Genomic DNA, 24,216 nt, shown 5'->3' on the forward strand with positions numbered 1-24,216 from the left:
GGGGAGAAATTAATTTTAAATAGAGAATTTAATAATAGAGACACTATTAAGAAAAAGTATTTATTCAACTTTTTTTAATTTAAAAATAAAATTATTTGCGGAGGTTAAATATGAATTTAGAACAAATGGAGCATATTGTCACTGTCGCAAATGAAATGTCTATTACTAAGGCTGCAGACAAACTATTTATATCAACTTCAGGATTGAGTCAATCTATTACTCAACTAGAAAATAAGCTTGATATTAAAATTTTTAACCGATCAAAAAAAAGCATTACGCCAACTTTTGAAGGTAAAATAGTTATTTCGGCTGCAAATTCTATAATAAATGCCATAAATGAAATGAATAAAGAGATTAACAAAAATAAGAATGAAAAGCATTTAAAAATTACTACAACTATTGGTTTATTTTACATACTTCAAGAGATAATTCTGAAATATAATTTAGTAAATAAAGATATTTCTTTTAACTTAGTTGAACAAGATGATGTATCAGATATATTAAATAGTTTCATGAAGGAAGATTACGACTTTGCAATTTTATCAGCTTCGATCGATACGCTAAAAAAGCTAAAAAATATTGCCTATCAACATATTTATACAGCTCATTTTTGTATTGGTGCTGGAGTAAAATCACCATTATATTCTTATGATTATGTAACGCCAAACGATTTAAAAGATGAGACTATTTTATGGTATAACCTTAAGGATTATAAAGTAACTACAAAAATGCTAAACATTAATATTCCGAATAAAAAGATAATACGTACTAATAGAAGGGGAATACTATTAGAGCTGGTAAAAGAAAGTGATGCAATATTAATAATTCCAAATATTGCAGCTTTGCATTTTGATTTGGTAATAAATGAAGAGATTAAAATCATACCAATTAAGGAAAATGATAAATTTTTTGAACTAAATTTTTGGCTTATCTATTTCAAAACAAAAGGGTTAACGAAAGTAGCTACAGAATTTATTAATGATTTTTTAGACTACAAAGATCAATATATAGGAAGTAAACAAGGAAAAAAATACAAAGAATAAAAGGACGTTAACTAAAATTTTTAGTTTTCTTGTTACGACTAAAATAAATTCCGGGGATGAGGGAATATGAATTTTGAACAAATGGAACATATTGTAATTGTCGCAGATGAAAGATCGATTACAAAAGCAGCAGATAGGCTACATATTTCTACTTCTGGCCTTAGTCAATCTATTACTAAATTAGAAAATGAACTAGGTATTGAAATTTTTAATCGTTCAAAAAAGATAATTACTCCAACCTTTAATGGTGAAAAAGTTATTTCAACAGCTACTTTTATAATAAATACTATAAAAGATATGAATAATGAGATTGATAAATATAAAAGTAAGAATGTAAATGATTTGAAAATTCTTACTTCTACTGGTTTAGATTATCTACTTGAGGAAACAATCATAACCTATAAATTAAAAAATAAAGACATTAATTTTGACATCACTAAGAAGGACGTTAAGGAAATAATTAAAAATTTTTTAGAAAATAATTATGACTTTGCATTTTTATATACTTCTTTAGAAAGTTTAATTAATCTGAAAAATATAGGCTATAAACATATTCATAGATCTCCTTTATGTGTTGGTGTTGGGAAAAAATCGCCTTTTTATTCACTTGAGTATATAAATCCATCTGACCTGAAAAATTCTAAAATATTATGGTATAAACGCTCAAATTTTAATTTAATTTCAAAATTGTTTAACCTAACGCCAGATCAAATGTTTATAAATGCAAATAATGGAAGTTTACTTTTAGAGATGGCAAAAGAGAGTGATGCAATTTTTTTTGCGCCGGAGATTGTGTTTATAAATTTTGATGTAGTAATAAATGGAGATATAAAATTGATTCCAATTAAAGAAAATAATCAATTTTTCAATATAGATTTTTGGCTTATTTATTTTGAAAATAAAGGTTTGTCTAATTTAGCCGAAGATTTAATTGAAAATTTTTTAGAGTATTTAGATAACGTTGTTAAGAGAAAAGATAATATTAATTGAGTGTTAACTTCTTTTTATTTGTTTTAAAAACTTATTTTTGATATTCTTATCATTTCTTAAAATTATTTGCGGAGGAAAATGTATGAATTTTGATCAAATGGAGCATATAGTCACTGTCGCAAATGAAAAGTCGATTACAAAAGCAGCAGATAAATTATATATTTCTACATCAGGACTAAGTCAATCTATTACACAGTTAGAAATGGAACTTGGAATTAAAATTTTTAATCGTTCAAAAAAGAATATTACTCCAACGTTTGAAGGAGAAATAGTTATATCAACCGCAAGTACTATTCTTAAAAATATAAACGAAATGAATAATAAACTGAGCTATTATAAAAATGATAACGAATTACATTTAAAAATATACATAGCGCCCACCTTTTTTTATCCACTTCAAGAATTTATGGTAAAGTTTCACTTAGAAAAAAAAAAATCTAACTTTTGAATTAGTAGAAAAAAATCCTTTTAAGATTCTTGAGAATTTCAATAAGGAAAATTATGATTTTGCTCTCATTCCTGCAACTCTTGAGGATTTAAAAAAAGTACAAAATATTTCATTTAAACATATTTATAAAGGTCATATATGCATTGCTGTAGGGAAGAACTCGCCTTTTTATTCACGTGACTTTGTAACCCTAAAAGATATAAAAAATGGTAAATTTGTACTTTTAGAAACTGCTGATAAAAACCAGTTATTGAAGTTTACTAAGATTAATCCTGAGCAAGTGATCATGAGTTCATCTAGGTCTAATATTCTTCTTAAATTAGTAAAACAGAGTGATGCAATTTTATATGTTCACGATTTTACACTTAAGAATTTTCCAATGGTATTGAGTGGAGATTTGAAAATTATCCCATTGATGGATGATGAGAAATTATTTGAACTGGATTTTTGGATAATATATTTAGAATCAAAAGGTTTATCGAATTTGTCTAATGAGTTTCTTGAAGATTTTATAGAACATTTTAAAAAATATATTTAATAAATGATCGTTTCTATTTGTCAAAGTCTACACCACATTTGGATTATTGATTATCGTACAAAAAAACCCTTTGTATAAAAACAAAGGGGAAAATGTTTCAATATCTTATATAAGAAATATTTTGATACACAGGAAACCAATCTAATGATTTTCTTTTCTTACTCCGTTATTGTAAGCCTAATTGCGTTAAAACATCATCTAAAGTTACACCTTTATAAGAAGTCTTAGCTTTAGGTGGATTTGGTACCGAACTATTTTGTGAACCAAAGTTTTTTACAACGTAATCCATATCCTTTTTGTCTACTACACCATCGAAGTTTAAATCAGAACCTAATTGGTTCGTTCCCCAATTAGTTTGTATAGTTAATGCATCTAAAATATCAATAACGTTATCTTTATTTGTATCCCCAGCTTTTGTGTAAGGTATGCCAAATTGTAATCTTCTGCCCAGTTGTTCTCCTCGAACTTCATCTGATATTACTAATTGCTTATACACTGTAAAATGACCTGGAGCATCAATTTTTATTGTATAAGGTTTTGTATCAACATTCAGTGGTTGTGCAATATAATTTCCATTTTTATTTGCAAAGACACCATCCACAACATCTTTTCCATCATATGAAGTAACAGTTACTTTAGCACCAATTTTTTGCTGATCTAATTTGAAATTCGTCCCACCAGTTGCAGGATCAATCGCTCCTTCTAATTTCATTTGACTCTCAAATCGAGAATAAGTTTTCTTTAAATACATTCGTTCCATATAACTGTACACTTTATTTGTTACTACATTTGATTGATCAGTCATCGATGCAGTAAATTCCATTCCATACCAGTATGCTGGGAAATCGGTCAAATATTCTTTAGCAGTTACTAAGTCGAAATTGACTAATTTCATATCTTCTGGTAAAGGTGTATTACCTGAATAATTAAACGTAATTGTATAATTTGTCAGGTATTGTGTAGTTTCTGATGTAACAGATACTTGTGCATCACCATATTGCTTTGCGGCATCACTTACAACGACATTTTTTATCGTTCCTAAGTCTCTATTATCTTCCCTTAAGATCGGAACTATAATCTTCGCGGTTTTTAAATTTTTCATATTATTTGAGCGAAGAGAATAATTAATTGTATCTCCAGTCGAAGCTGTTTGTTTATTTGCTTTTAAGTAATAGTATGGATAAGTTTCAGGAACAAATACTGGTTTTAAATATGCTTGAGCATTTGATGTAAAGTTACTTGCAGCATCATTTGCATAAAACGATGTATTATAAGGTACTATACCTTTTAGTACTTGTATTTGATCTGTGTAGTTTCCATTTTTATCTGTGTTTTTTGGAGGATATGGATTGCCCTTATAGTTATATACACGAACTTGATTACTAGACTGATCAATTGGAATTCCTGCTTTATTTGCATCTGCTACTTCTGGATCATAAACATTGATATTAAAGTCATACAAAAATTGTCCTTTTGAATCAAATTGACTGTCTTTATACTCAATAACTTTTTGATCTAATGAATCAAAGCTTGAAGTCATCGTTGGTTGGCCTTTTTCATAAATGAAATCAGCTGATTTAGAGAATGTCTTACCTTGATCATTTGTACCAATTATTCTTAATTTATAGTGTCCTGTTTTCGCTAATACAGGAAAATCACTAATAGGATTTTTTGAATCACCAGTGAATGGGTAATAATACCCTTGAAAACCAGTTGGTACTCCAGTAACTACATTTTCAGGTAAACCACGCGTATCAAATGATGCAAGCAAACCAACATCTTCACCTGTGTCTGCATTTTGGACTACGAAATCGATCGTTCTCATATGAGATTTTAATGATGTTGTAAATTGCATTACTGAACGTGCAACATCTGGTACAGAATTATCACCTGAATACATAGGGTTAATGATTGTAAGTGTATCAATACCTTCATTTACTACTCGACCACCAAATGGAATTTGGTAAATTTCATTTGGATTCGCTTCATTTGTAAAGGTGATATATCCTTCATATGTTCCTTTTTCAGCTGATTTTGGAATGTTCAAGTTGAATTTAATTTCTTTCTGGCTTTTTCCATTTAATTTAACTGAAGTTGGACCTGTTAATGAAACGTTATTTAATGCTGCGTCCTTTGAGCCTCTTAATCCTGTTTGGAATTCTACATTTACATTAAATATTTTCTCTTCTTCACTTCTATTTTTTAACGTAACCATTCGATCATCAGAAATATCTTGATCATCAAACCCGTATGAACCAAAGCTCATTCCACCTGTTAATTCTTTAATCGTTTTTACTTTACCTTTTTCATTTTGTGTCGGAGTTTTATCAACCACCTGCAATTCAACATTTGAGTTAATTGCTTCGTACGCATCTACTCGTCCGCTTCCGATTTCAAAGACGCTGTAAGCTTTTGATAATGGATCAGCCGTATTCATTAAGATTGATTTAATATCAGCTGGTTGTAAATTCTTGTTTGATTGTAATAATAATGCTGAAACACCTGCTACAAAAGGTGTTGCCATCGATGTTCCTGATAAGCGTTGGTATGCGTATTGATAGTCATCCAAATGAGTTCCATCTACATTTTTATTGTTAATGTAAAAAGGTACAGTCGACATAATTGCAACGCCTGGGGCAGTAACTTCTGGTTTAATATCATAGTTTACACGTGAAGGACCTCTTGAACTGAACGCAGCTAATTCATCACTAGTTGAATGGATTATTGAATAGTCCCCAAACGAGAAGTTTGCATTACCTGCTTGAAGCGCTGCTAAAATTTGTTTTCCATCACTGTTTGATATTGTAAATGATGGAATTGCATCGACTGATTCACCTAAAAATGCATTAATGGGCCCTTCAGCTTGGTTTAGCTCATCGTTATACATAATGACTCCAACTGCGCCTCTCGTTTTTACATTTTTAATTTTATCAATTAATGCATTCGTTCCACGTTTAATTAATGCAATATTTCCATTTAGGTCCTTGCCGTTAAAATCAGCTGTTGTTCTAGCTAGACCTACATCTACTAATTTGAATGTTTTTCCTCTAAATTGAGTTAAATCATCCGAGTAATTTCTTGCTAACTGTCTTAACGTGTAATTAACACCATTTTGCACCCCTGCATATTGATAAGCATCAAGTGAAATTGATGATGCACCAACTGTTAGAGCTAATGCAGCAGCACCTGGTGAACCTAGTGTATACATTTGATCTCCGGAATTACCCGCAGCAACAACTGTTGTCACACCACTTAAAACGGCATTGTTTATAGCAATTGATGTCGCAAATAGTGGATCATTTAACGAGGCACCTAATGATAGATTAAGAACATCCATACCATCCATCACTGCTCGATCTATCCCAGCGATGATCGAATCAGTTGTTCCGCCTCCATATGGACCTAAAACACGGTAAGAGTAAAGATCCGCTTCTGGTGCTGCACCAAGCATTTTATACTCGCTATTCGCGGCACCACGACCACCGATAATACCAGCCACATGTGTACCATGTTCTGTATAATAAGTAGTTCCACTACTAGTATTAGTTTCTGGTTGTCCTGATTTCTTCCAATCAGCATAGGTTGTTTCCATTGGATCATTATCATTGTCGACGAAATCATACCCGCCTTTATAAGCATCCTTTAAATCTGGATGATTATAATCCATACCCGTATCCAAAATACCTACTTTAATGCCTTTACCTGTGAATCCTTCTGCATGTAAGCGATCTAAACCATCATAAGGCGTGTAGTTTCCAACTTTTGCTTCATCAGCTTTTAATTTTTCGTTATCATCTGCAGTTGGTGGTTCAACTGAAATAGTTTCATTGCTCCAAACTGTTTTAACTACTTTTGATTTTAATAGATTTTTTATTTGATTAGCAGGTAGGCTCATAGAAACACCGTTAAATGCATTTTTATATGAACGAGTAATTTTGTAATCTACCTTCTTATTATTGTCATCAATTAATAGTTGATCTACATCTTGATTAAATGTTTGATGATCTTGATCAATTAAGTTTATTGCATCTGTTTCAGATAAGTTTTCTCCGTTCATACTCGCTACTATTTTTGCAACTTTCGAAGGCTTATTTACAAACTCAATAATAACAGAAGTCTGTTCTGGAGAATTAAGATTTGTATCAGAAGAGATTTGTAAACCTGATGTTTCATTTAAATTCATTTGATTCAAAGCAGCTCGCTGTTCCTGTGTTAAATTAGCAAGCAAAGTTTCCGTACTAGTAGAACTAGCAGCTTTTGAAACATTCGTTTCATGTCCAATAGAACCTAAAATAAAACTGGTTGAAAGAGTAAATACTGCCAAGCTTTTAATAATTTTACGATTATTTTTTGCCTTTTTCCTCATTTTCTTCCTCCTATGATTCTTTAATACATAATTAAGTGTTAATGAAATACATTACGAAATTGGTTAATAAAATACTATCTATTTCAATCTAAGATGAGCATTCACTACAATTATTTATGAAATTCCAATTATTGTGAATAATTAGAATTTTGTAAATTGGGGAATCTTCAGTCGAGTTATGATTAAAAAGAGGTATTATATCGTTAATAATTCTTGGATTATTGTCGATTTTTTACTTTATTTGAAGAAATAACAATTATAAATAAAATAATTCATCTAAAAATGCCGTATTTTATCGATTGTTGACGATATGATTGTTAATAAATTTGGGATATATCGTTACAAATTTTTTGATTTCTCAAGTAATTTTTAACACGTTCTGTTTTTCATTTTGTTTTTTCGTTAAGGTGTAATAATTGGACAACTTCTCTATTAGACTTTTATTGTCTTAGATTTTCATTGATTAGAAGACTTCTATAAAATTACGTACATCCTAAGGTTTCAAGCCTTGAAACTGAATGGTGAATAGGAGATTCTTGTCACTGTTTATCAAAATACTCTTTTTCTAATCAAGCCAAAAGGCAATATCTAATCTTCACCATCTCATATGTAAAGATTCTGTAAAAGAAATATCAGGGAAATTTATATAAGTTTATGAAATTTTCAAAAAATATAATAAAATTCCCCAATTTTAACAAGTTTAGTCTTAGGATTAAGAATCTACAAAATTATTTAATGTTTAAGGTATTTAGAACAGAAAGTAATTGAAGAAACGACATATTTTAGCAAGAAATTATTAAGTAGCTATTCTTGATATTAAAACCAGCTTGTTTTAGGCATTAAAAATAGGTAGTTTTCTTCGACAACCACTGACACAAAGTTGCAAATTCCCCAATACGAAGAAGTTTTTAGTAATGTATTATTGCACTGTAGATTAATCTATTTTCTAAATATTTTTAATAGTTAATCGATGAATATCTAATGGTGGGGGGAAAAACATGAAAAAGAGACAAAAGAAACGAACGTTATCTGCTGTTGCTTTAAGTAGTGCCATGTTACTAAATGTCACATTACCACAAAGTGCAATTCTTGCACATGCTGAGTCAAATGCCGATCAGAAAAGTGGGTCGTCTGATGGGAAATTTACAGCAGATGAAGTGAACCACATATTGGCTGGATTGACACCAGAGCAAAAAGCAAATATTGATAAGCTAACTGGGGCAGATAATGCTCAGAAAATTCATGTGGACAAAAAGAATTTAACTGGTTCAAAAAAGATTAATGTAATTGTTCAATTTAAAGAAGATCCAGCAAAGATTCAAATCATAAAGCAATCATTAGCAAAAGGGAGAGCAACTGCAAATAGTCAAGCGTTTGAAAGCGAATATTCTGATGCACAAAAAAAGGTGTCAGATTCTCATGCTAAGTTTAAAAGCTTTGTGAATGGACAGCCTAAGACGCAAATCATTGGCGGTAAATCTGTAAATACTTCGATGGGTATTACGCGTGAATACACAGATGCATTTAATGGAGTAGCAGTATCATTACCTGCAAATCAAGTAGAAATACTTGCGGAAAATCCAGATGTTGCTTCTATTTGGTCTCAATTAGAATATTCTGTCCCGGAAGATAATGCTTCCCAAGCTGTAGCGACGAGTAGATCTGCTGGGAAGCCAACAACAGGGCTTTCTTACTTAGGGATTGATAAACTCCAAGCTGAAGGTAATACAGGGATCATTAAATCAGGTCCACGTGCAGGACAAAAGGTTAAGGTTGGTGTATTAGACACCGGTATTGATTACAATCACCCAGATTTGAAGGGTGTTTATAAAGGTGGACATGACTTAGTTAATAATGAAGGATTAGATGCAAATGGAAACGTTAAATACGTAGATGACCATGATCCAATGGAAACAACTTATGAGGATTGGTTAGCTGCGAAGGAGAATCCTGATGTAATCTCTGGGACACCTCCTGCAGATTATAAGCCATATATTACATCTCATGGAACTCACGTTGCAGGAACGATTGCAGCTAATACGACGAATAATAATGATGTTTATTCGGCAAATGGGGTAGCTCCAGATGTAGACCTTTATAGCTATCGTGTACTAGGACCGGGTGGACATGGTACGTCAGATTCTGTATTAAATGGTATTGACCAAGCAGTAAAAGATCACATGGATGTGATTAATCTTTCTCTTGGTGCAAATATTAATGACCCATATTATCCAACTAGTATCGCCATTAACAATGCTACTTTAGCAGGTGTTGTGTGTGATGTTGCAGCAGGTAATGCTGGTCCTGGGCAAGCTACAGTCGGTTCACCAGGAACGTCAGCATTAGCAATTACTGTTGGCGCAAGTACGATACCTGAACAAATTGCAACAATGACAATTAAGAATGGTTCAGTTTCTTATAAATCACGTTTATTCGGTAAAAACTTTTCACAATCAGACGATGTTTATAAAGGGCAAACACTACCAATCGTCGATGTTGGTTTAGGAAGTGAAGCAGATTATAGTGGAATTGATGTGAAAGGTAAACTTGTTCTAGTTAAGCGTGGAGTTGAGTACTTACAAACAAAAATGGCAAATGCTAAAAATGCCGGAGCTGCAGGTATGATTATCTGGGATAATACGGATGATTCAGCTAGCCAAGGATATATACCTAACTTCTTAGGTGTCAGTATGGATAATGTTTATTCAGTTTCATTGACACAATCACAAGGACAAGCATTGTCAGATGCGATTAAAAAAGATCCGAAATCAGCTAACATTACGTTCCCTGCTACACTCGATGCACCGATTAGTAAGAGTGGGGATGAATTGGCAAGTTTTAGCTCTACAGGCCCAGTTAAAGATTGGACAATAAAGCCAGATATTGTTGCTCCTGGTGTTGATATTTCTTCAACAGCTCCGTACGATATTTGGGAGCCACAAAACAATACAACTCATGATTATAAACTTGCGTATCAGATCATGTCTGGTACTTCAATGGCAACACCACATATGGCTGGTATCTCAGCTTTAGTCTTAGCTGCACATCCAGATTATACACCGGCTGATGTTAAGACTGCATTAATGAATACAGCTAAAAGTATTGACACAGATTCAAAGACTTATAGCGTATATCAAGTAGGCGCAGGACGTGTTGATCCTGCTCGAGCAATCGCTGCAGATGTTAAAATTCAAGTTTTAGAAAAAGCAGTTACTTTTGATAATCCTTCAGATGGATCAACAGCTCATGAAGTTGATAACCTGACTGGAAGCATGTTCTTTGGTTTTAAAGGTAGAGGAGAAGGTGCAACGAACGGTTCTGATGATGTTGTTTCTTCAAAAGACTTTAACGTTTCAAATCTAGGAACTGGCAGTAAAACATTTAATGTAAGTACTGCATTTATTTCATCAAAATTTGCTGGATCGAATAAAGTAGGTCCTGGCACAGGAAATGATGTGAAAATCGATTTTTCTGTCGATGGGAAAAATGTGAACGCTATTAATGTTAGTGGAGGAAGCACTGTTAAAGCAACGGCAAAAATTACAGTTCCGTCAAATTCATTAGATGGCACTTACGAAGGTTATATTAATCTAGTAAACGCTGCTGACCCATCTGAGACTTATCGTGTTCCGTATACGATTACAGTTGCGGAAAAAGGAATTAATAAATTCCAAGTAGCGATAAAAGCGGCGTCAGAAGGAAATCTTTCAGCTTATTATTTATCGTTAAATAACGAAATGGAAAACTTATATATTGCCATAAAAGACAAGGATGGAAAATATATAGGTATCGCAAACGCGTTATCAAACGGTAGTAATTTGATCCCGGGTGTTCAATATGGCCCACTTATAACTCTTTTTAATGGATGGTATCTTCCATTTACAAAGGCATACGATGGAACGTATGATCAGTCTGGTATCTCAAAGGATGTGCAAGTTCTAAAAGAAGGTGCTTACTCACTGGAGTTGATCGCAACTGGTAAAGATGGAAAACGTTACACAGCGGAAGATACGGTCTATGTTGATGGAACACCACCAACTATGATGATGGATCAAGACTCCAATGGTGGAATTTATGAAATTGATCCGACAGGATACGTGCCTGGACAAGAAATAAAGGGATTCTCTGGTACGGTTTATGACTCAAATATAGATGTAATGAAAAATAATGGAGAAACGTCAGTGCCAAGCCCTAAGGATGGTGTAACACCAGTTCCTGTAGATCAAGCTTTGAACAGTGTTATAGGTTATCAAGATAGTATGTTCCCAACAGTTTACTTTGATACAAATGCGAAAGGTCGATTCCATTTTGGCGTGACGGCTGAGGATGTAGCAAATAAAATGGGTAGTGAATTTTATATTGAGCCTCAGGATTTTTCAGGTGAGAGTGATGGGGATCTATACGGACAGACCTATTATTTCATTAAAAAGGGAGTTCCGTATGTCACATTAACTTCATCTAATGGAGTAGATGCAGGACCAGGTAACGAAGATAAAGTAGTTGTTGATAATAATAAACCATTCAAAATGACAATGGCAACTAAGTATGGAGTAGGAATGACCGGCGGTAAATTTTTGCTGAATGATAATGGTGTCTATGATCTCAGTAATATTCGCCTTACGGATGAGTATAAAAATTACTTAATCAGTAAAGGTATTGATCCGACTACAGTACTTACGGTAAGTCAACCGTATAAACATCCAGTTTATGGAATTGGCGAAACAACAGATGTAACGATTTCAAATATCGGTCCAGCGGGTGCACTTGATCATGATATGCCGATTATAGAAGCAGATGTGACATACAACAGCCCTGATCCAGTAACAGGGCAATTCCCTTATCAATTACTAAAAGCGAATTTAACTTTGTCAGGTGAAGATACAAAAGTAACGTGGTTCCCAACAAATGTACCTTATGTAAGACAGAATATCTCTGTACTTAGAGGGCAAATCGCAGCGGAATCTTTCGCAAGAAATACTATAAATAACCAATATCCTCAATTCACGGTAGATTCTGGTGCGAAGGTAACTGCTACGGATGATAAAGGTAAAAAATTTACAACGGACCAACCAACATCATTTAATAATACAATGGCTTATACGTTTATCAACCCTTATTATGCTCTGACAATGGATGTTAGTGACAAGCCGTATTCTGTCGAAGCAAGTGTGCCAGGACACTTTAAGGGATATGAAAAAACACCTGTAATTGGTCAAAACAAATACGGTTACCAATCAGGTACTGTAAAAGATCTTCGAGGTCTATTCCCGATCCTTTTAGGTGGAGATGTTAACGGTGACAACGTCATCGACATGAAAGATTTGATGAAGGAAATCGATGTTTATTATCAATATAAAAACCTAAATAATTTTAATAATCCAGCAAATAATGTAGCAAACAAAACGGCATTCTTAAACACGAACCGTGATGAAGATATTTATTGGATTAAGCCTACAGGTTCAGGTTATGGAATTGATTATAATGACTTCTATTTCATCTTTAAAAACTTTGGTCAACAAAATCAAAGTGCAATTGATGCAGGGTTAACTGTTCCAACTGCTCAATTAACTGTAGATCAAGATAAAACGATTACAACAGACTTTGCAGGCTCAATCACGTTAAATGCAGGTGATACGGTACAGCAAGTCATGCAAAAGCTTAATTTTACAGCTCCAGCACAAACAATCGCATCAACACCAAAGTTACAAGACTTGCAAAATGGGGCAACAATCTCGATGTCACCTACAAGTCCGGTGTTCGTTGATGATGTAGTATGGAGAAAATCAATTACAAAAATTATGCTAGGTTCAACGGATGTAACGAATTTAGTAACAATCAACCCGGCATATCAGTATTATGATGCAAATGGTGTACAGCAAACTATGCCATCAAAAATTACGTTCCCAGGTTCTTTATTCCCGACGGCAACGAATTACACTGTTACAGTAAAGGCGACAGGATACCAAGATGTAACGAAATCTCTAACAGTATCAGCGGTACCGATTCCGACGCCTGCAATTCCAATTATTACGGATCCAACAGTAGCGCATATTGGACAGGACTTAACATTAACATTCCAAGAAGATGCGAAATGGCGAAATGGAATCAATAAGGTGATAGTGACAACTATCAATGGTAAGAGCATGGATATTAGTAATTTAATTAATCCAGATACAAATCAAAAATATTATGACATCAGTAAACCAGGTCAAATTACGTTCAATGCGAAAACATTTATGACAGATTCGACTCTTGATCCAAAAAATAGTTCTACCTATGGTAATGCGACTGTCAACCCTGGTGGAAAAAATTATTTGCCACAACTATACAGATTGACAATTGGCTCAGTAGGTGCAGATGGTACGAATTATCCAGATGTCATCGGAGGTTATGATCCTGTTTACACAGGTCAACAACCAGTAGGATACAGTATTACGTTTAACAGCCAAGGTGGATCAGCGATAAACCCGAAAACAGTGGGATACAAAGCGGACTCAAGTAGATCAAATGGTCCGAATAGTGATTTAATCTCAGCCAAGTCACTTGCACCAACTAAACCTGGTTATAAATTCATTGCTTGGTTTAATGAGCCAGAAGGTATAACACAGTGGGATCCAGGACAGGTTTTAACGCAGGACAAAACCGTTTATGCAAAATGGCAAATGAATACGACTCAAAGTTATTCACCAGTTGATAAAGCGAACCCGAATGGATTAAAATTTGACGGAAGTAACGCAACTATTACTGGAATAGGTTGGGTGCTAGGAGAAGGAGATTTAAAAATCAACATCCCAGACTATTTAACGAATGTTTCTTGGTTAACTAGTAAAGATAAAATTGCAAAAATTGAAGCGAAATTCTATCAGATGAAGAGCGATGGTTCAACTGAAACGACACCAACACAGTATACATTAGACCCAAGTACTTATAGCTTGTCGTCTAACGGAAGTAATGGAGTTTTATCCTTTACAACAGCTACACATGATCAAGCTGTTAAAGCAGGTCAAAACAATTTAGGAGAAAAGTTTGCATTCAGTGAAATGCCAACGCTTGGAAATGTGGGTGCGATCAAAGGGTATGATTTAACTATAACATCGACAACAGGCGAAATTTTCACAATACCAGGTGTAAAACTTGGATATAGACGTCATATTGATTTAAACGGCGGTACATTAAAGAATGCTAATGACACATTTTTTGCCGATCAGATTGTCAATGGAAAAACAACTGCGCCAACAATGAGTGCAGGTTCAGCACGTGTAATAAATGGTAATTTAACGATCAGTAATGACCTATATTTGGATGCAGCTGGTTCAAGTGATAAGAAATCTGATATTACAACAAATCCTAAAGTGCTAACAGATAATTCAACTTTCTATCTATGTTGGATGAAAGTACCACCAACGGTAAATAAAGACGTTGCTGGAAACATTGTAGGTAGCGATATTACATTACCATTTACTGATGATGGCACATGGAAAAACAATATTAAGGCTGTGCAAATCGGTTCTAAAACATTAGTTTTAAATAAGGATTACACGATTTCAAATAATAGTATTACACTTAAAGGCGATCTGTTCACAGTTGGACAAAAGTTCAATGTAACGATTGTTTCAGAAGGGTATAAAGATGTCGTTGTGACTGATCAAGTCGTTGGTTATACGGTAACTTTTGCATCAAATGGTGGAGATCCAGTTCCAGCTCAAATCGTAGACAGAAATGCGACAAAACCAGTTGATCCAACAAAAGTTGGCTACAAGTTCTATGGTTGGTATACAGATCAAAATCTAACAATACCATATGATTTTGATACGATCGTAATAAAACCAATCACACTTTATGCGAAATATGCACTAGCTGGTTCTGTTGTGACATCAGATATAACGGATAATGCATTAGGTAACGATATGCAATTAGAGTTCAGTGATAATGAATGGGCAAATGCGATTACAGGCATTAAACTCAACGGTAGTGCGGTAGATGGATCGAAATATAGTGTGGATAAAGTTAATCGTACGATTACGCTAGATAAGAGTCTGTTCACAAGAACGAGAGATTATACGATTACGATTAATGCTACTGACTATGCTGATGTGACAGTAGTTCAAAAAGTAGTAAATGGATATAATGTGCATTTCGTCCTTCCAGGTGATGCTCCATCTGAAGTAAAAGAAGGAACAAAAGATCAAATTGTAGCACGCAGAATTACAGCACCAACTGTTCATGGTTATGAGTTGACTTGGTACGCTGATGCAGATCGTACAATCCCTTGGGATTTCACAAATTCAATTTATTCTGCAAAAACAATTTACGGAACATGGAAACCAGCAAAATACACTGTTATCTATGATACGCAAGATGCTGGACTTGTAGTTTCAGTAAAAGCTGAATACAATTCATTAATTGATGAAACAAAGCCAACAAGAACAGGCTACACATTCGGTGGTTGGTATAAAGATGCAGAAGGAAAAACGCCATGGAACTTTGCAACAGACAAAGTATCTGGTGACATGGTTCTATATGCTAAGTGGAATGTTAACTCTTATACAGTTCACTTTAATAGTAATGGTGGAAGCCAAGTAGCTGACAAAACTGCAAATTATAACACTGGTATCACTGCACCGACAACAACTAGAACGGGTTACACATTCGTTGGATGGTACGAGGATGCTGCAGGTAATGTAGCTTGGAACTTTGCAAAAGATAAAGTTACAAACGACACTACGTTATATGCGAAGTGGAAAATCAACTCGTATAAAGTAAGTTATGTAAGCAATGGTGGTTCTACAGTTCCTGCTCAAACTGCGAATTACAATAGCGTAATTAATTTACCAAAACCAACAAAAACAGGTTATACATTTGCTGGATGGTATAAAGATGCTTCATTAAAAACGCCAGTAGGAAATTCTGTAACACTAACAGGCAACATCACACTTTATGCAAAATGGAACATTAACACGTATACTGTTAAATTTAACAGTAACGGAGGAAGTTCAGTTGCTTCAAAAACAGCAATTTACAATTCAACGATTAGCCAGCCGAAGTCACCAACAAGAAAAGGCTATGCTTTCGTTGGATGGTACAAAGATGCTGCAGGTAAAGTAGCTTGGAACTTCTCAAAAGATCGTGTTACAGCAAACACAACAATTTACGCGAAATGGGTAGCAATTCCTGCTAAACCATCAAATGTGAAATTAACGAAAGCTGGAAAAGATTCTGTGAAACTAACTTGGTCAAAAGTATCAGGTGCAACAGGATATGAAATAGTTAAATCAACATCAAAAACAGGAACATATTCTCACTTAACTAGCGTGACAACAACATATTACACGAACAAAGGATTAAGTAAAGGTAAAACTTATTATTACAAAATCCGTTCTTACAAAATGGTTGGAACACAAAAAATTTATGGTGAGTGGACAAGCGTAATATCTATCAAACTATAAAAATAAAATAACAAGCAGTACAAATTACTCTTAAGTAACAAAGTCAAAAAGGGTGTTGGTCATATTGAGACATATGATTAACACCCTTTTTGTATGTAATACGATTAGATTAACTTTTTTCAAATACAAACTTTCCCATATTTTAATAAATGCATTTCAAGGACTCTTTATTGTAAAAGTAATATAGAATGTAGATTTAGAGCGGGGTATTTCAATAGCGCTTTTTATTTTTAGTTGATAAAATTGCTCTTTTTTATAGATAATAAGCAGATTTTTATCAAGTTTGTAATCTATAGAGCATATTTGCTAGTTTACAATTTGAAATGATCTTTTATATATTTTCAGATTTTATTTGCAGTACACTGTACATTTGCAACATTCATCATTTATTTGCATAGAGAGACTCCTTATTTGCCATTCTATAAGACTTAATTGCAGATAAGTCTTTTCGTCTATTCTTTTGCTAGTCTATCAAATCTCACTTACATAATAAAAAACGAGGGTGCCAGTAAGACTTTTAGGGCACCCTCATTTTATGATTTTATCTATTTAACTTATTCTTATTTCTTCTTAAGAATTGCGATCAGTAAAGCAATCACCGAAAGGACAGCTGCCCCAATTGACATAACTAAAGGAGTATTACTTGAATTTGATTTCTCAATATTTCCCTTAACCGTTTCATCTTTTGTCGTTTTAACAGTTTCACCTTTTACTGTTGTTTCTTTCACGATATTCGTAATCGAGTGTGGTGCTTCTGATTTTTCGTCACCAGTCCACTCAACGATACTGCCATCTTTATAATATTGATATGCATCCCAAGCTCCATTTACTTCAGCGTCTGGGTTTTTGGCCATAAATACGAATTGTTGAAATTGTCCCGCTAAAATACCATCATTTTGTGCACTCCAAGTAACGGATGTAACTACACCGTTTGCATCTTTTGTTTCGCTAAACTTCCATCCCGGGACTGGTTGATATGAAACAAATTCAAATTTTGAAGGAATTTTAAGTGTAACTTTTGTTGTTGGTATTTCTTTTTCAGATGGTACTTTCATTGTGTATGTTTCCCAAGCACCGGGGGTTGAAATTTTAGGATTAACTACAACATGCGCACTCGCAATCCCAGTAAAGAACATTGTCATAGCGAAAGCTGAAGCGATAATTTTAGTCGTTTTTGAAAAGAATTTTTTCATTTTTGTTCGTCTCCTTTAAATATAATAAATCATTTACTACCTACAATATATTTAAAATCTACATCTACAGAATCGAGAGAATTCGTTAAAATGTGGACTTTTACATTCCAATGTCCTGCCATATCTGTATAAAATCCTTGTGTTTCATAAACGCCTGCCGAAGTTTTCTTAACTTGAGTAGTGTTATTTCCCATATTCATGTCAGTGTTTTTAAAGGTAAGCGTAACTTGTTGAATAGATGACACAGGCTTATTATTTTTGTCTCGTATATTAATTTTAAATTTGTTTTTACCAACTACGTTCGGAGTAGCGTTTAATGTAACTGAATAACCTTTATTTTGTTTTGTGTTACTAAAAGGACCAGGTGATTCCATTGCAGTTGGTAGGTTTGTTAAAAAGGATGATAGAATTAAAACGATTACTCCTATACTTATTTCAAACCAAACAGACTTTCCTAATTTATTTTTTCTGCGTTTACCTTTGATAAAATGAATCAATCCTAAAAGTAGCATGACTAGAAATAATATAACTTTTCCGCATAAAACCTTACCATAGTTTGTATGTAATAAAGAGTAAAAGTTAGGTATATACTTTAAACTTGCGTAAATACCAGTTGCCATAAGTAAAGCGACTGATAATGTTGCCCAACTAGAATATCGCTGGATCGTTTTCCAATAACTCTCATTTACGTCATGATTTTTATGCGCTTTAGGAAGTATATAGCTTATGCCTATTAATCCTCCTAGCCAAATCGAAACAGCGAGTAAATGAATAAAATCAAAGAAAATCGGTAAAAATTCATTTTGCATTGATGCATGCCCAATAAAAGCTTTTGAGATTAGTAAGAAAATGCCAATTAATAAAGCACTTAACCACCAATAGAAAGAACTTTTTTGTTCACTTCTCCAAGCCTTATACAGTGAATTAGCTAGAACGATAAGTAGTAGAATTTGGATTACCCATACACTTCCGAATTTTGTACCGTTCATTGTTTCCAATAGTAAATCTTTGTGAAAAATAACTTGCCATGATCCATTTGTATAGTTTTTTGTTTCAATTAATAGGCTGAAAAGCACACTAAATAAAATTGCAAAATAGAAGATTAACAGTAAAACTTTAGTATTTTTAAAGGCAATTGTTCTATTTTTCTCGTCGCTTTTGTAAATAAATAAACAAAAAAACAAAAGTCCAACAAACAAAAGTAAACTGATGTATTCAATCCAGTAGGTTCCCACTAAGTCTGTATTGGGTAAGGATTGGCTTGGTTTATTCGAGATATTTGATGTACTATCAACTTTTCCTACTCTGAATGGAATTACACCATTTACTGAATGGCCATCACTGGAAATTACCTTCCAAACAATATGATAATTTCCATCTGGTAAATTAGGTTTTAAGCTTCCTTCTAGAATTGAATGATTTTGCTTATTTATACTGCCATTTTGCAAATCAACTCGATTACCTAACTCATCTAAAACTTGTAAAGAATGAAATGCAGACTGTACTGATTCATCAAATTGAATTTGAATATGTTGAGGAGATTTTATAAAAACTTCATTCTCATTAGGTGTAGATTTGATGATATAGGCATGTGCTGAAGCTAAGGACGGAAAAAAAGCGGCAGCAATCAATAATATTAAGAAAGAAAACCCCATAATTCGGATTTTCATTTTTTTACGTCACCTCATATCTATTGGAGTAAATTAGAAAATAAAACAACTTCTAAAGTCTAAAGTAAAATTGTGATAGAAATGTGATAAACTTTAAAATTTTATTAGGATTAGGGATTAGATAGTAAGATTATTCAACGGTGCATGACTCTTTATACAAAAAAATAATCCACAAGTAAAACCAATTACTTGTGGATTTTTCTATACTAATTATTTATTTAACAAGCAACTTACCAACAAATTTAGATGGCTCCAAAGAGATGTTATATTCACCTTTTAATGGATTATTTAATAAGAGAATATTTTTTCCGGTTTTCAATGGAATGTTAATACCTAAGTCTGCAGAGGCCAATCTTGCATTGTCCCCGGCATCTGGATCAACATCAACAATAATTTTAGTCATTGTCGCAGGTTTAAAAATTGTATTTTTCGGACTAAAACCTGATGGTGTTACGTGTATTGTTGCGTATTGAAGGTCATTTTGATCATCTTGATTTGCAGCTTGCTTTTGTGGTTGCCCAATTACACCAACTTTTACTTTATTCATATTAACGGTAAATATGATGACAACTATAATTAGGATTGAAGTTAATACAACAGTACTGTTTGATAATCTAGCATGATCTCTCTTATTCTTATTTTTTTGATTTGAATTTGAAACTAGCTTTCGATCAACGAAAAATAATAATAGATAAATAAAAATTATAAACAGAATATCCACAATAACAATCGTTTTACTTGAAAGGAATGTCATATATCCGATGACAAACCCGATAAACGCTCCGAGTAGAGATGCTAACATTTCTGTAACGCCTTTATCAATTAGTTTCTTCGATAGAACAAAAATTAAAATGACTAACAATAGGTTCAAAATGAAAGCCAATAGTACATTATAATTTGTAGTTAACATGATTAAGAAACTGATGGTAGCTGAGGATACACCAACCAATAAAGAGATAATTGATTTTAAAGTACTAGGAAATCTCTCTTTATTTCGATAAAAATGATTAAAGCTATAACATGTAAGAAGGAGTACTAAGAAAAGACTTCCATACTTCAATACCATATAAACACCTCTAAATTAGTTTTAAAGCTACAGCTTTGATCCAAAGTTCCAATCTGGATACACGTATTGAACACTTGGAGATTTAGCTGGCTCTGATTGTTGAACGTTTATTTTAATGACTGTTTGACCATTAAAGCTTGTTTTTCCGATTGTTCCTGTAATTGTTACCCAAGAATCATTTGTAAATTGCTGTGAATTGGTTGATTCTGCAATAATACCAAACGGTGAAATATCGGCGATACAATGAGTCATACCCATTCGTGCAATAATAAATTGATTACCCGATAACTTAGAATCTCTATAGATAAACCCCTTAATCTTGATTTGTTTATTTTGGAAATTGTCGACAAACGTATTCATTGATTGTAGTTTTTCAATAAACCACTTGTCCTTCATCTCGATTGTACTCTGTTTGTACAGTAGCATTCCAAGTTTAGCGTAATCTTGATCATACACATTTGTTTTGAACATTTTTTTTAAAGCAGGGTCCTCATGACCTTCCACTTCAACAGCCTGTCCATTTGAAGAAGCTTGAACGGCTAGTCCTTTAAAATTCATTTCTTTGTTATTAGCAAGAGAACTAGAACTCGCATGATTTGGCAAAATATACCCGAGCAATAAAGGGAATAAAAATAGGCTGTAAATAAAAGCATCTTTTACGACTGATTTTTTTAAAAGATGATGATGCTCATGACTAAAAACTTGGTCGTGACTATGATCATGACCGCAATCACAAATGATGATATGTCTTTTTAATGAAAGAACGGCTATATAGATTTGAACGATTGCGACACTTAAAAGAATAGCAGTTGCAATCTTTACATAAATGACAAGCTCTGGCACGATAAATTGCAGGATCTCGTCTGTAAGTGTCAATTGAAAAATATAGATAGCAAGTCCTAATAGAATAGCAGCTTTTATAAAATGATGAATCGAAGTGGAATTGATTTTATTTTTCAAAGTAGATCACTGCCTTTATAAATTAATAGACTGTAAAACAAGCGTTCCAATGAATACAAAAATGAAAACTAGCGTACTAAGTAATAAAACAAATCGAGATCGGAAAACAGCAAGCATCATCAAAATCCCTTTAATATTGATCATTGGTCCGAAAACCATGAATCCGATTAAAGAGCTTTTAGTAAAAAACGTTTGAAGTGATTGAGCGACAAAGGCGTCTGATGTTGAGCAAAGAGATAAAATAAAGCCTAATCCCATCATAAGGAAGTTTGCCGCCCCTCCGCTTTTTCCTAATTCTATTAAACTACTTTGAGAAATGATAATTTGAAGTAGAGCAACAATGATCGAACCGAAAACCAAGTATTTGCCCATATCAAAAAATTCATTTACTGCATGGCCTACAATCTCAATGAACTTATTATGAGATGCAGTATTGTGTTTATGATCGTGATGATGATGATCTTCATTTGTTTGGTCGACATGTTCTCGTAATTGATTTGACTTAACAAATTGATAAACAATTAGTCCCACGATTAGTGCAACTACAAAAGCAAGTCCCATTCGGTAATATGCAACAGTTGGTTGATTACGAAAAGCTGTTAATGTCGATAAAAATACAATTGGATTTAAAATCGGTCCTACTAATATAAAAGTGACAGCAACATATAATGGCATTCCTTTTTTTATTAGTTTACGAATAGCAGGTACCATTCCACACTCACAAATCGGAAAGATGATGCCTAAAACACTTGCTGCGATGATACCTAATAAAGGATTTTTCGGTATAAACCGTTGGACCATTTGATCTGTCACGAAAACCTGAAGGATCGCTGAAACGAATACACCGATTAAAACAAAAGGCAAAGCTTCGATAATAATACTAATAAAGATCATCTTAAAGACTTGTAGTTTTGTAGTTGAAAAAACCGAACTTAGTCCTGTTGTAGATGAAATATATAATAGGAATACAAATAGTAAGCAAATAATGATTAGCAAATGTCGATTGGAATTGACTTGCGATCGTTTTTCATTAGCAATACTTTGCAAAGGATTCACTCTTTCTGTTTAAAATATGATGCGTTCAAATAACCAAATTCCACCTAATATAAAGGCAAAAGTAGAGGTAGATACAATTGCATTCCTCGAATACTTCGAGCGATGTAATTGCGTTAATAGTGGTAATAATAAAAGTGCAATCGAAAGCTGAACCACTTCAATGCCAAGGTTAAAGCTAATTAAGTCAGCTGCTAGTTCACTTTTTGAAAGATGCATTTCTGTTAATAAATCTGCAAAACCCATTCCATGAATTAATCCAAAAATAAAAGTTAATACCCAACGATGACCAATGTTTTTACGGAAGATATTTTCAATTGCTACATAACATATACTAAGTGCAATTGCAGGTTCGACGATATAAGAAGGAATTGAAATGATCCCTAAAACAGTTAGTGTCAAAGTCAAACTATGTGCGACTGTAAATGCAGTAATTACTTTAGCAAACTGCTTAAAGCTTTGTCTTGCAATCAGTAGTGAAAGTAAAAATAGCAAATGATCATAACCGGTAAGTATATGGTTCATACCAAGCTTTAAAAACGTAATCCATCCTTTAGATGATGTATTTGTAGTAGAGTCCGAATGGGATTCTTTTTTTAATACGGCCTGTTGCTGTTGTTTTGCGGGTTGGGTTGTGTCCGGATTATTGTTTAATCCCTCATAAGCACTGTCACTAAGAATCATAGACCACATACGGCCTTGCTCGGAAAGAGCGGCAGTACTACTTTCATTTCCGTAGTTCACTTTTAACAAATCAACATAGGTTGTACTTGTATTTGTATCTTTTTCATACAAATGATCAGCAAGACTAATAGATTGGGAAGGTTGAATTGCAGGGTAATCAACCTCAAGGATGAGCTGAGTAGCATCACCTTTGCGGTTAAGCTCCAATTTATTTACCTTTGTCCAATTTTGTTTTTCTCCATTCATTTTCAGAATAAGATTACTCTGGATCGTGGATTCTATTTTCTTCTTTATTGCCTCAAATTCATCTGGATCTAACATTCCGTTCTTATTAACATCCCCGCCTGTTAATTCCATGACAGAAACTTCATCTAAAGCAAAGTTCATTGTAGTTTTTGATTTTAAGAGATTTAGTGTAGTGTAACTAGCACTTAATGAATGAGCTTCTGCAGTTCGAAAAGATGTACTAAAAAAAATGAGAAAGCAGAAAACTAGGGGAAAAGCACGACCGAATTTATTTTCTGGTAAGTAAAAAATACTATTATTCATTTGTTTCCTCCGGGAAATAAAAGTAAGAAAGACATAGTTATCGTACAAAGTAGATGTTACAGAATTGTTTTTAAATTGTAAAGAGTTCGCAAATTTAGACTAGTATTGTAGAATTTTCTATGATATACATTATATAGTTAACTGACGTTAACTAAATACAAGTGAGGAGAGGAGAGAATCCTGTAATTATTTCCCAATGGTAAAATAGTC

Annotated in this window: 12 protein-coding genes; 5 read left to right on the top strand and 7 right to left on the bottom strand. The window is 33.3% G+C overall.

Annotated elements, in window-relative coordinates; all coding sequences use genetic code 11:
• Window positions 1-110: 110 nt before the first annotated feature.
• The 4 genes from EP747_RS11275 (at window position 111) to EP747_RS11290 (ending at window position 3,019) form a co-directional block, all read left to right on the top strand.
• Window positions 111-1,043, top strand: coding sequence for a LysR family transcriptional regulator (locus EP747_RS11275; protein WP_129689967.1), 933 nt, complete (start codon window positions 111-113; stop codon window positions 1,041-1,043).
• Window positions 1,044-1,109: 66 nt separating this feature from the next.
• Complete coding sequence (locus EP747_RS11280; RefSeq protein WP_129689969.1) at window positions 1,110-2,033, top strand: LysR family transcriptional regulator; 924 nt, start codon at window positions 1,110-1,112, stop codon at window positions 2,031-2,033.
• Between the two features lie 82 nt (window positions 2,034-2,115).
• Window positions 2,116-2,481 carry a LysR family transcriptional regulator gene (locus EP747_RS11285; protein ID WP_129689971.1) on the top strand — a complete coding sequence of 122 codons (366 nt, stop codon included), beginning with the start codon at window positions 2,116-2,118 and terminating at the stop codon, window positions 2,479-2,481.
• A 25-nt stretch (window positions 2,482-2,506) separates the two neighbouring features.
• Window positions 2,507-3,019 (top strand): LysR family transcriptional regulator substrate-binding protein, encoded by a 513-nt coding sequence (locus EP747_RS11290; protein ID WP_129690192.1) that lies wholly within the window; start codon window positions 2,507-2,509, stop codon window positions 3,017-3,019.
• A 166-nt stretch (window positions 3,020-3,185) separates the two neighbouring features.
• On the opposite strand, the gene EP747_RS11295 is transcribed toward EP747_RS11290, so the two are convergent.
• Window positions 3,186-7,385, bottom strand: a complete 4,200-nt coding sequence (locus EP747_RS11295; RefSeq protein WP_129689973.1) for a S8 family serine peptidase — start codon at window positions 7,383-7,385, stop codon at window positions 3,186-3,188.
• 998 nt (window positions 7,386-8,383) lie between these two features.
• Here EP747_RS11295 and EP747_RS25215 point away from each other — a divergent pair.
• Window positions 8,384-16,831 carry an InlB B-repeat-containing protein gene (locus EP747_RS25215; RefSeq protein ID WP_129689975.1) on the top strand — a complete coding sequence of 2,816 codons (8,448 nt, stop codon included), beginning with the start codon at window positions 8,384-8,386 and terminating at the stop codon, window positions 16,829-16,831.
• Window positions 16,832-17,391: 560 nt separating this feature from the next.
• Here EP747_RS25215 and EP747_RS11305 read toward each other — a convergent pair.
• The 6 genes from EP747_RS11305 to EP747_RS11330 form a co-directional block, all read right to left on the bottom strand.
• A complete protein-coding gene (locus EP747_RS11305) occupies window positions 17,392-18,024 on the bottom strand; it encodes a YcnI family protein (RefSeq protein WP_129689977.1) in 633 nt (210 codons plus the stop codon).
• Between the two features lie 29 nt (window positions 18,025-18,053).
• On the bottom strand, window positions 18,054-19,694 hold the full coding sequence (locus EP747_RS11310; protein WP_129689979.1) for a copper resistance protein CopC: 1,641 nt from the start codon (window positions 19,692-19,694) through the stop codon (window positions 18,054-18,056).
• A 214-nt stretch (window positions 19,695-19,908) separates the two neighbouring features.
• Complete coding sequence (locus EP747_RS11315) at window positions 19,909-20,760, bottom strand: hypothetical protein (RefSeq protein ID WP_129689981.1); 852 nt, start codon at window positions 20,758-20,760, stop codon at window positions 19,909-19,911.
• Between the two features lie 27 nt (window positions 20,761-20,787).
• Complete coding sequence (locus EP747_RS11320; RefSeq protein WP_129689983.1) at window positions 20,788-21,720, bottom strand: TIGR03943 family putative permease subunit; 933 nt, start codon at window positions 21,718-21,720, stop codon at window positions 20,788-20,790.
• 15 nt (window positions 21,721-21,735) lie between these two features.
• Window positions 21,736-22,767 (bottom strand): permease, encoded by a 1,032-nt coding sequence (locus EP747_RS11325; RefSeq protein WP_235832820.1) that lies wholly within the window; start codon window positions 22,765-22,767, stop codon window positions 21,736-21,738.
• 18 nt (window positions 22,768-22,785) lie between these two features.
• Window positions 22,786-24,006, bottom strand: coding sequence for a HupE/UreJ family protein (locus EP747_RS11330; RefSeq protein WP_129689985.1), 1,221 nt, complete (start codon window positions 24,004-24,006; stop codon window positions 22,786-22,788).
• Window positions 24,007-24,216: the final 210 nt, after the last annotated feature.

The organism is Gottfriedia acidiceleris (genome assembly GCF_004138285.1).
In the GTDB taxonomy this organism is placed as follows: Bacteria; Bacillota; Bacilli; order Bacillales; family Bacillaceae_G; genus Gottfriedia; species Gottfriedia acidiceleris_A.

What these genes read in the sequence shown, in the direction of transcription:
- EP747_RS11275 (WP_129689967.1), top strand. Translation starts at nt 111, where the DNA reads ATGAATTTAGAACAAATGGAGCATATTGTCACTGTCGCAAATGAAATG.
- EP747_RS11280 (WP_129689969.1), top strand. Translation starts at nt 1,110, where the DNA reads ATGAATTTTGAACAAATGGAACATATTGTAATTGTCGCAGATGAAAGA.
- EP747_RS11285 (WP_129689971.1), top strand. Translation starts at nt 2,116, where the DNA reads ATGAATTTTGATCAAATGGAGCATATAGTCACTGTCGCAAATGAAAAG.
- EP747_RS11295 (WP_129689973.1), bottom strand. Translation starts at nt 7,385, where the DNA reads ATGAGGAAAAAGGCAAAAAATAATCGTAAAATTATTAAAAGCTTGGCA.
- EP747_RS25215 (WP_129689975.1), top strand. Translation starts at nt 8,384, where the DNA reads ATGAAAAAGAGACAAAAGAAACGAACGTTATCTGCTGTTGCTTTAAGT.
- EP747_RS11305 (WP_129689977.1), bottom strand. Translation starts at nt 18,024, where the DNA reads ATGAAAAAATTCTTTTCAAAAACGACTAAAATTATCGCTTCAGCTTTC.
- EP747_RS11310 (WP_129689979.1), bottom strand. Translation starts at nt 19,694, where the DNA reads ATGAAAATCCGAATTATGGGGTTTTCTTTCTTAATATTATTGATTGCT.
- EP747_RS11315 (WP_129689981.1), bottom strand. Translation starts at nt 20,760, where the DNA reads ATGGTATTGAAGTATGGAAGTCTTTTCTTAGTACTCCTTCTTACATGT.
- EP747_RS11330 (WP_129689985.1), bottom strand. Translation starts at nt 24,006, where the DNA reads ATGAATAATAGTATTTTTTACTTACCAGAAAATAAATTCGGTCGTGCT.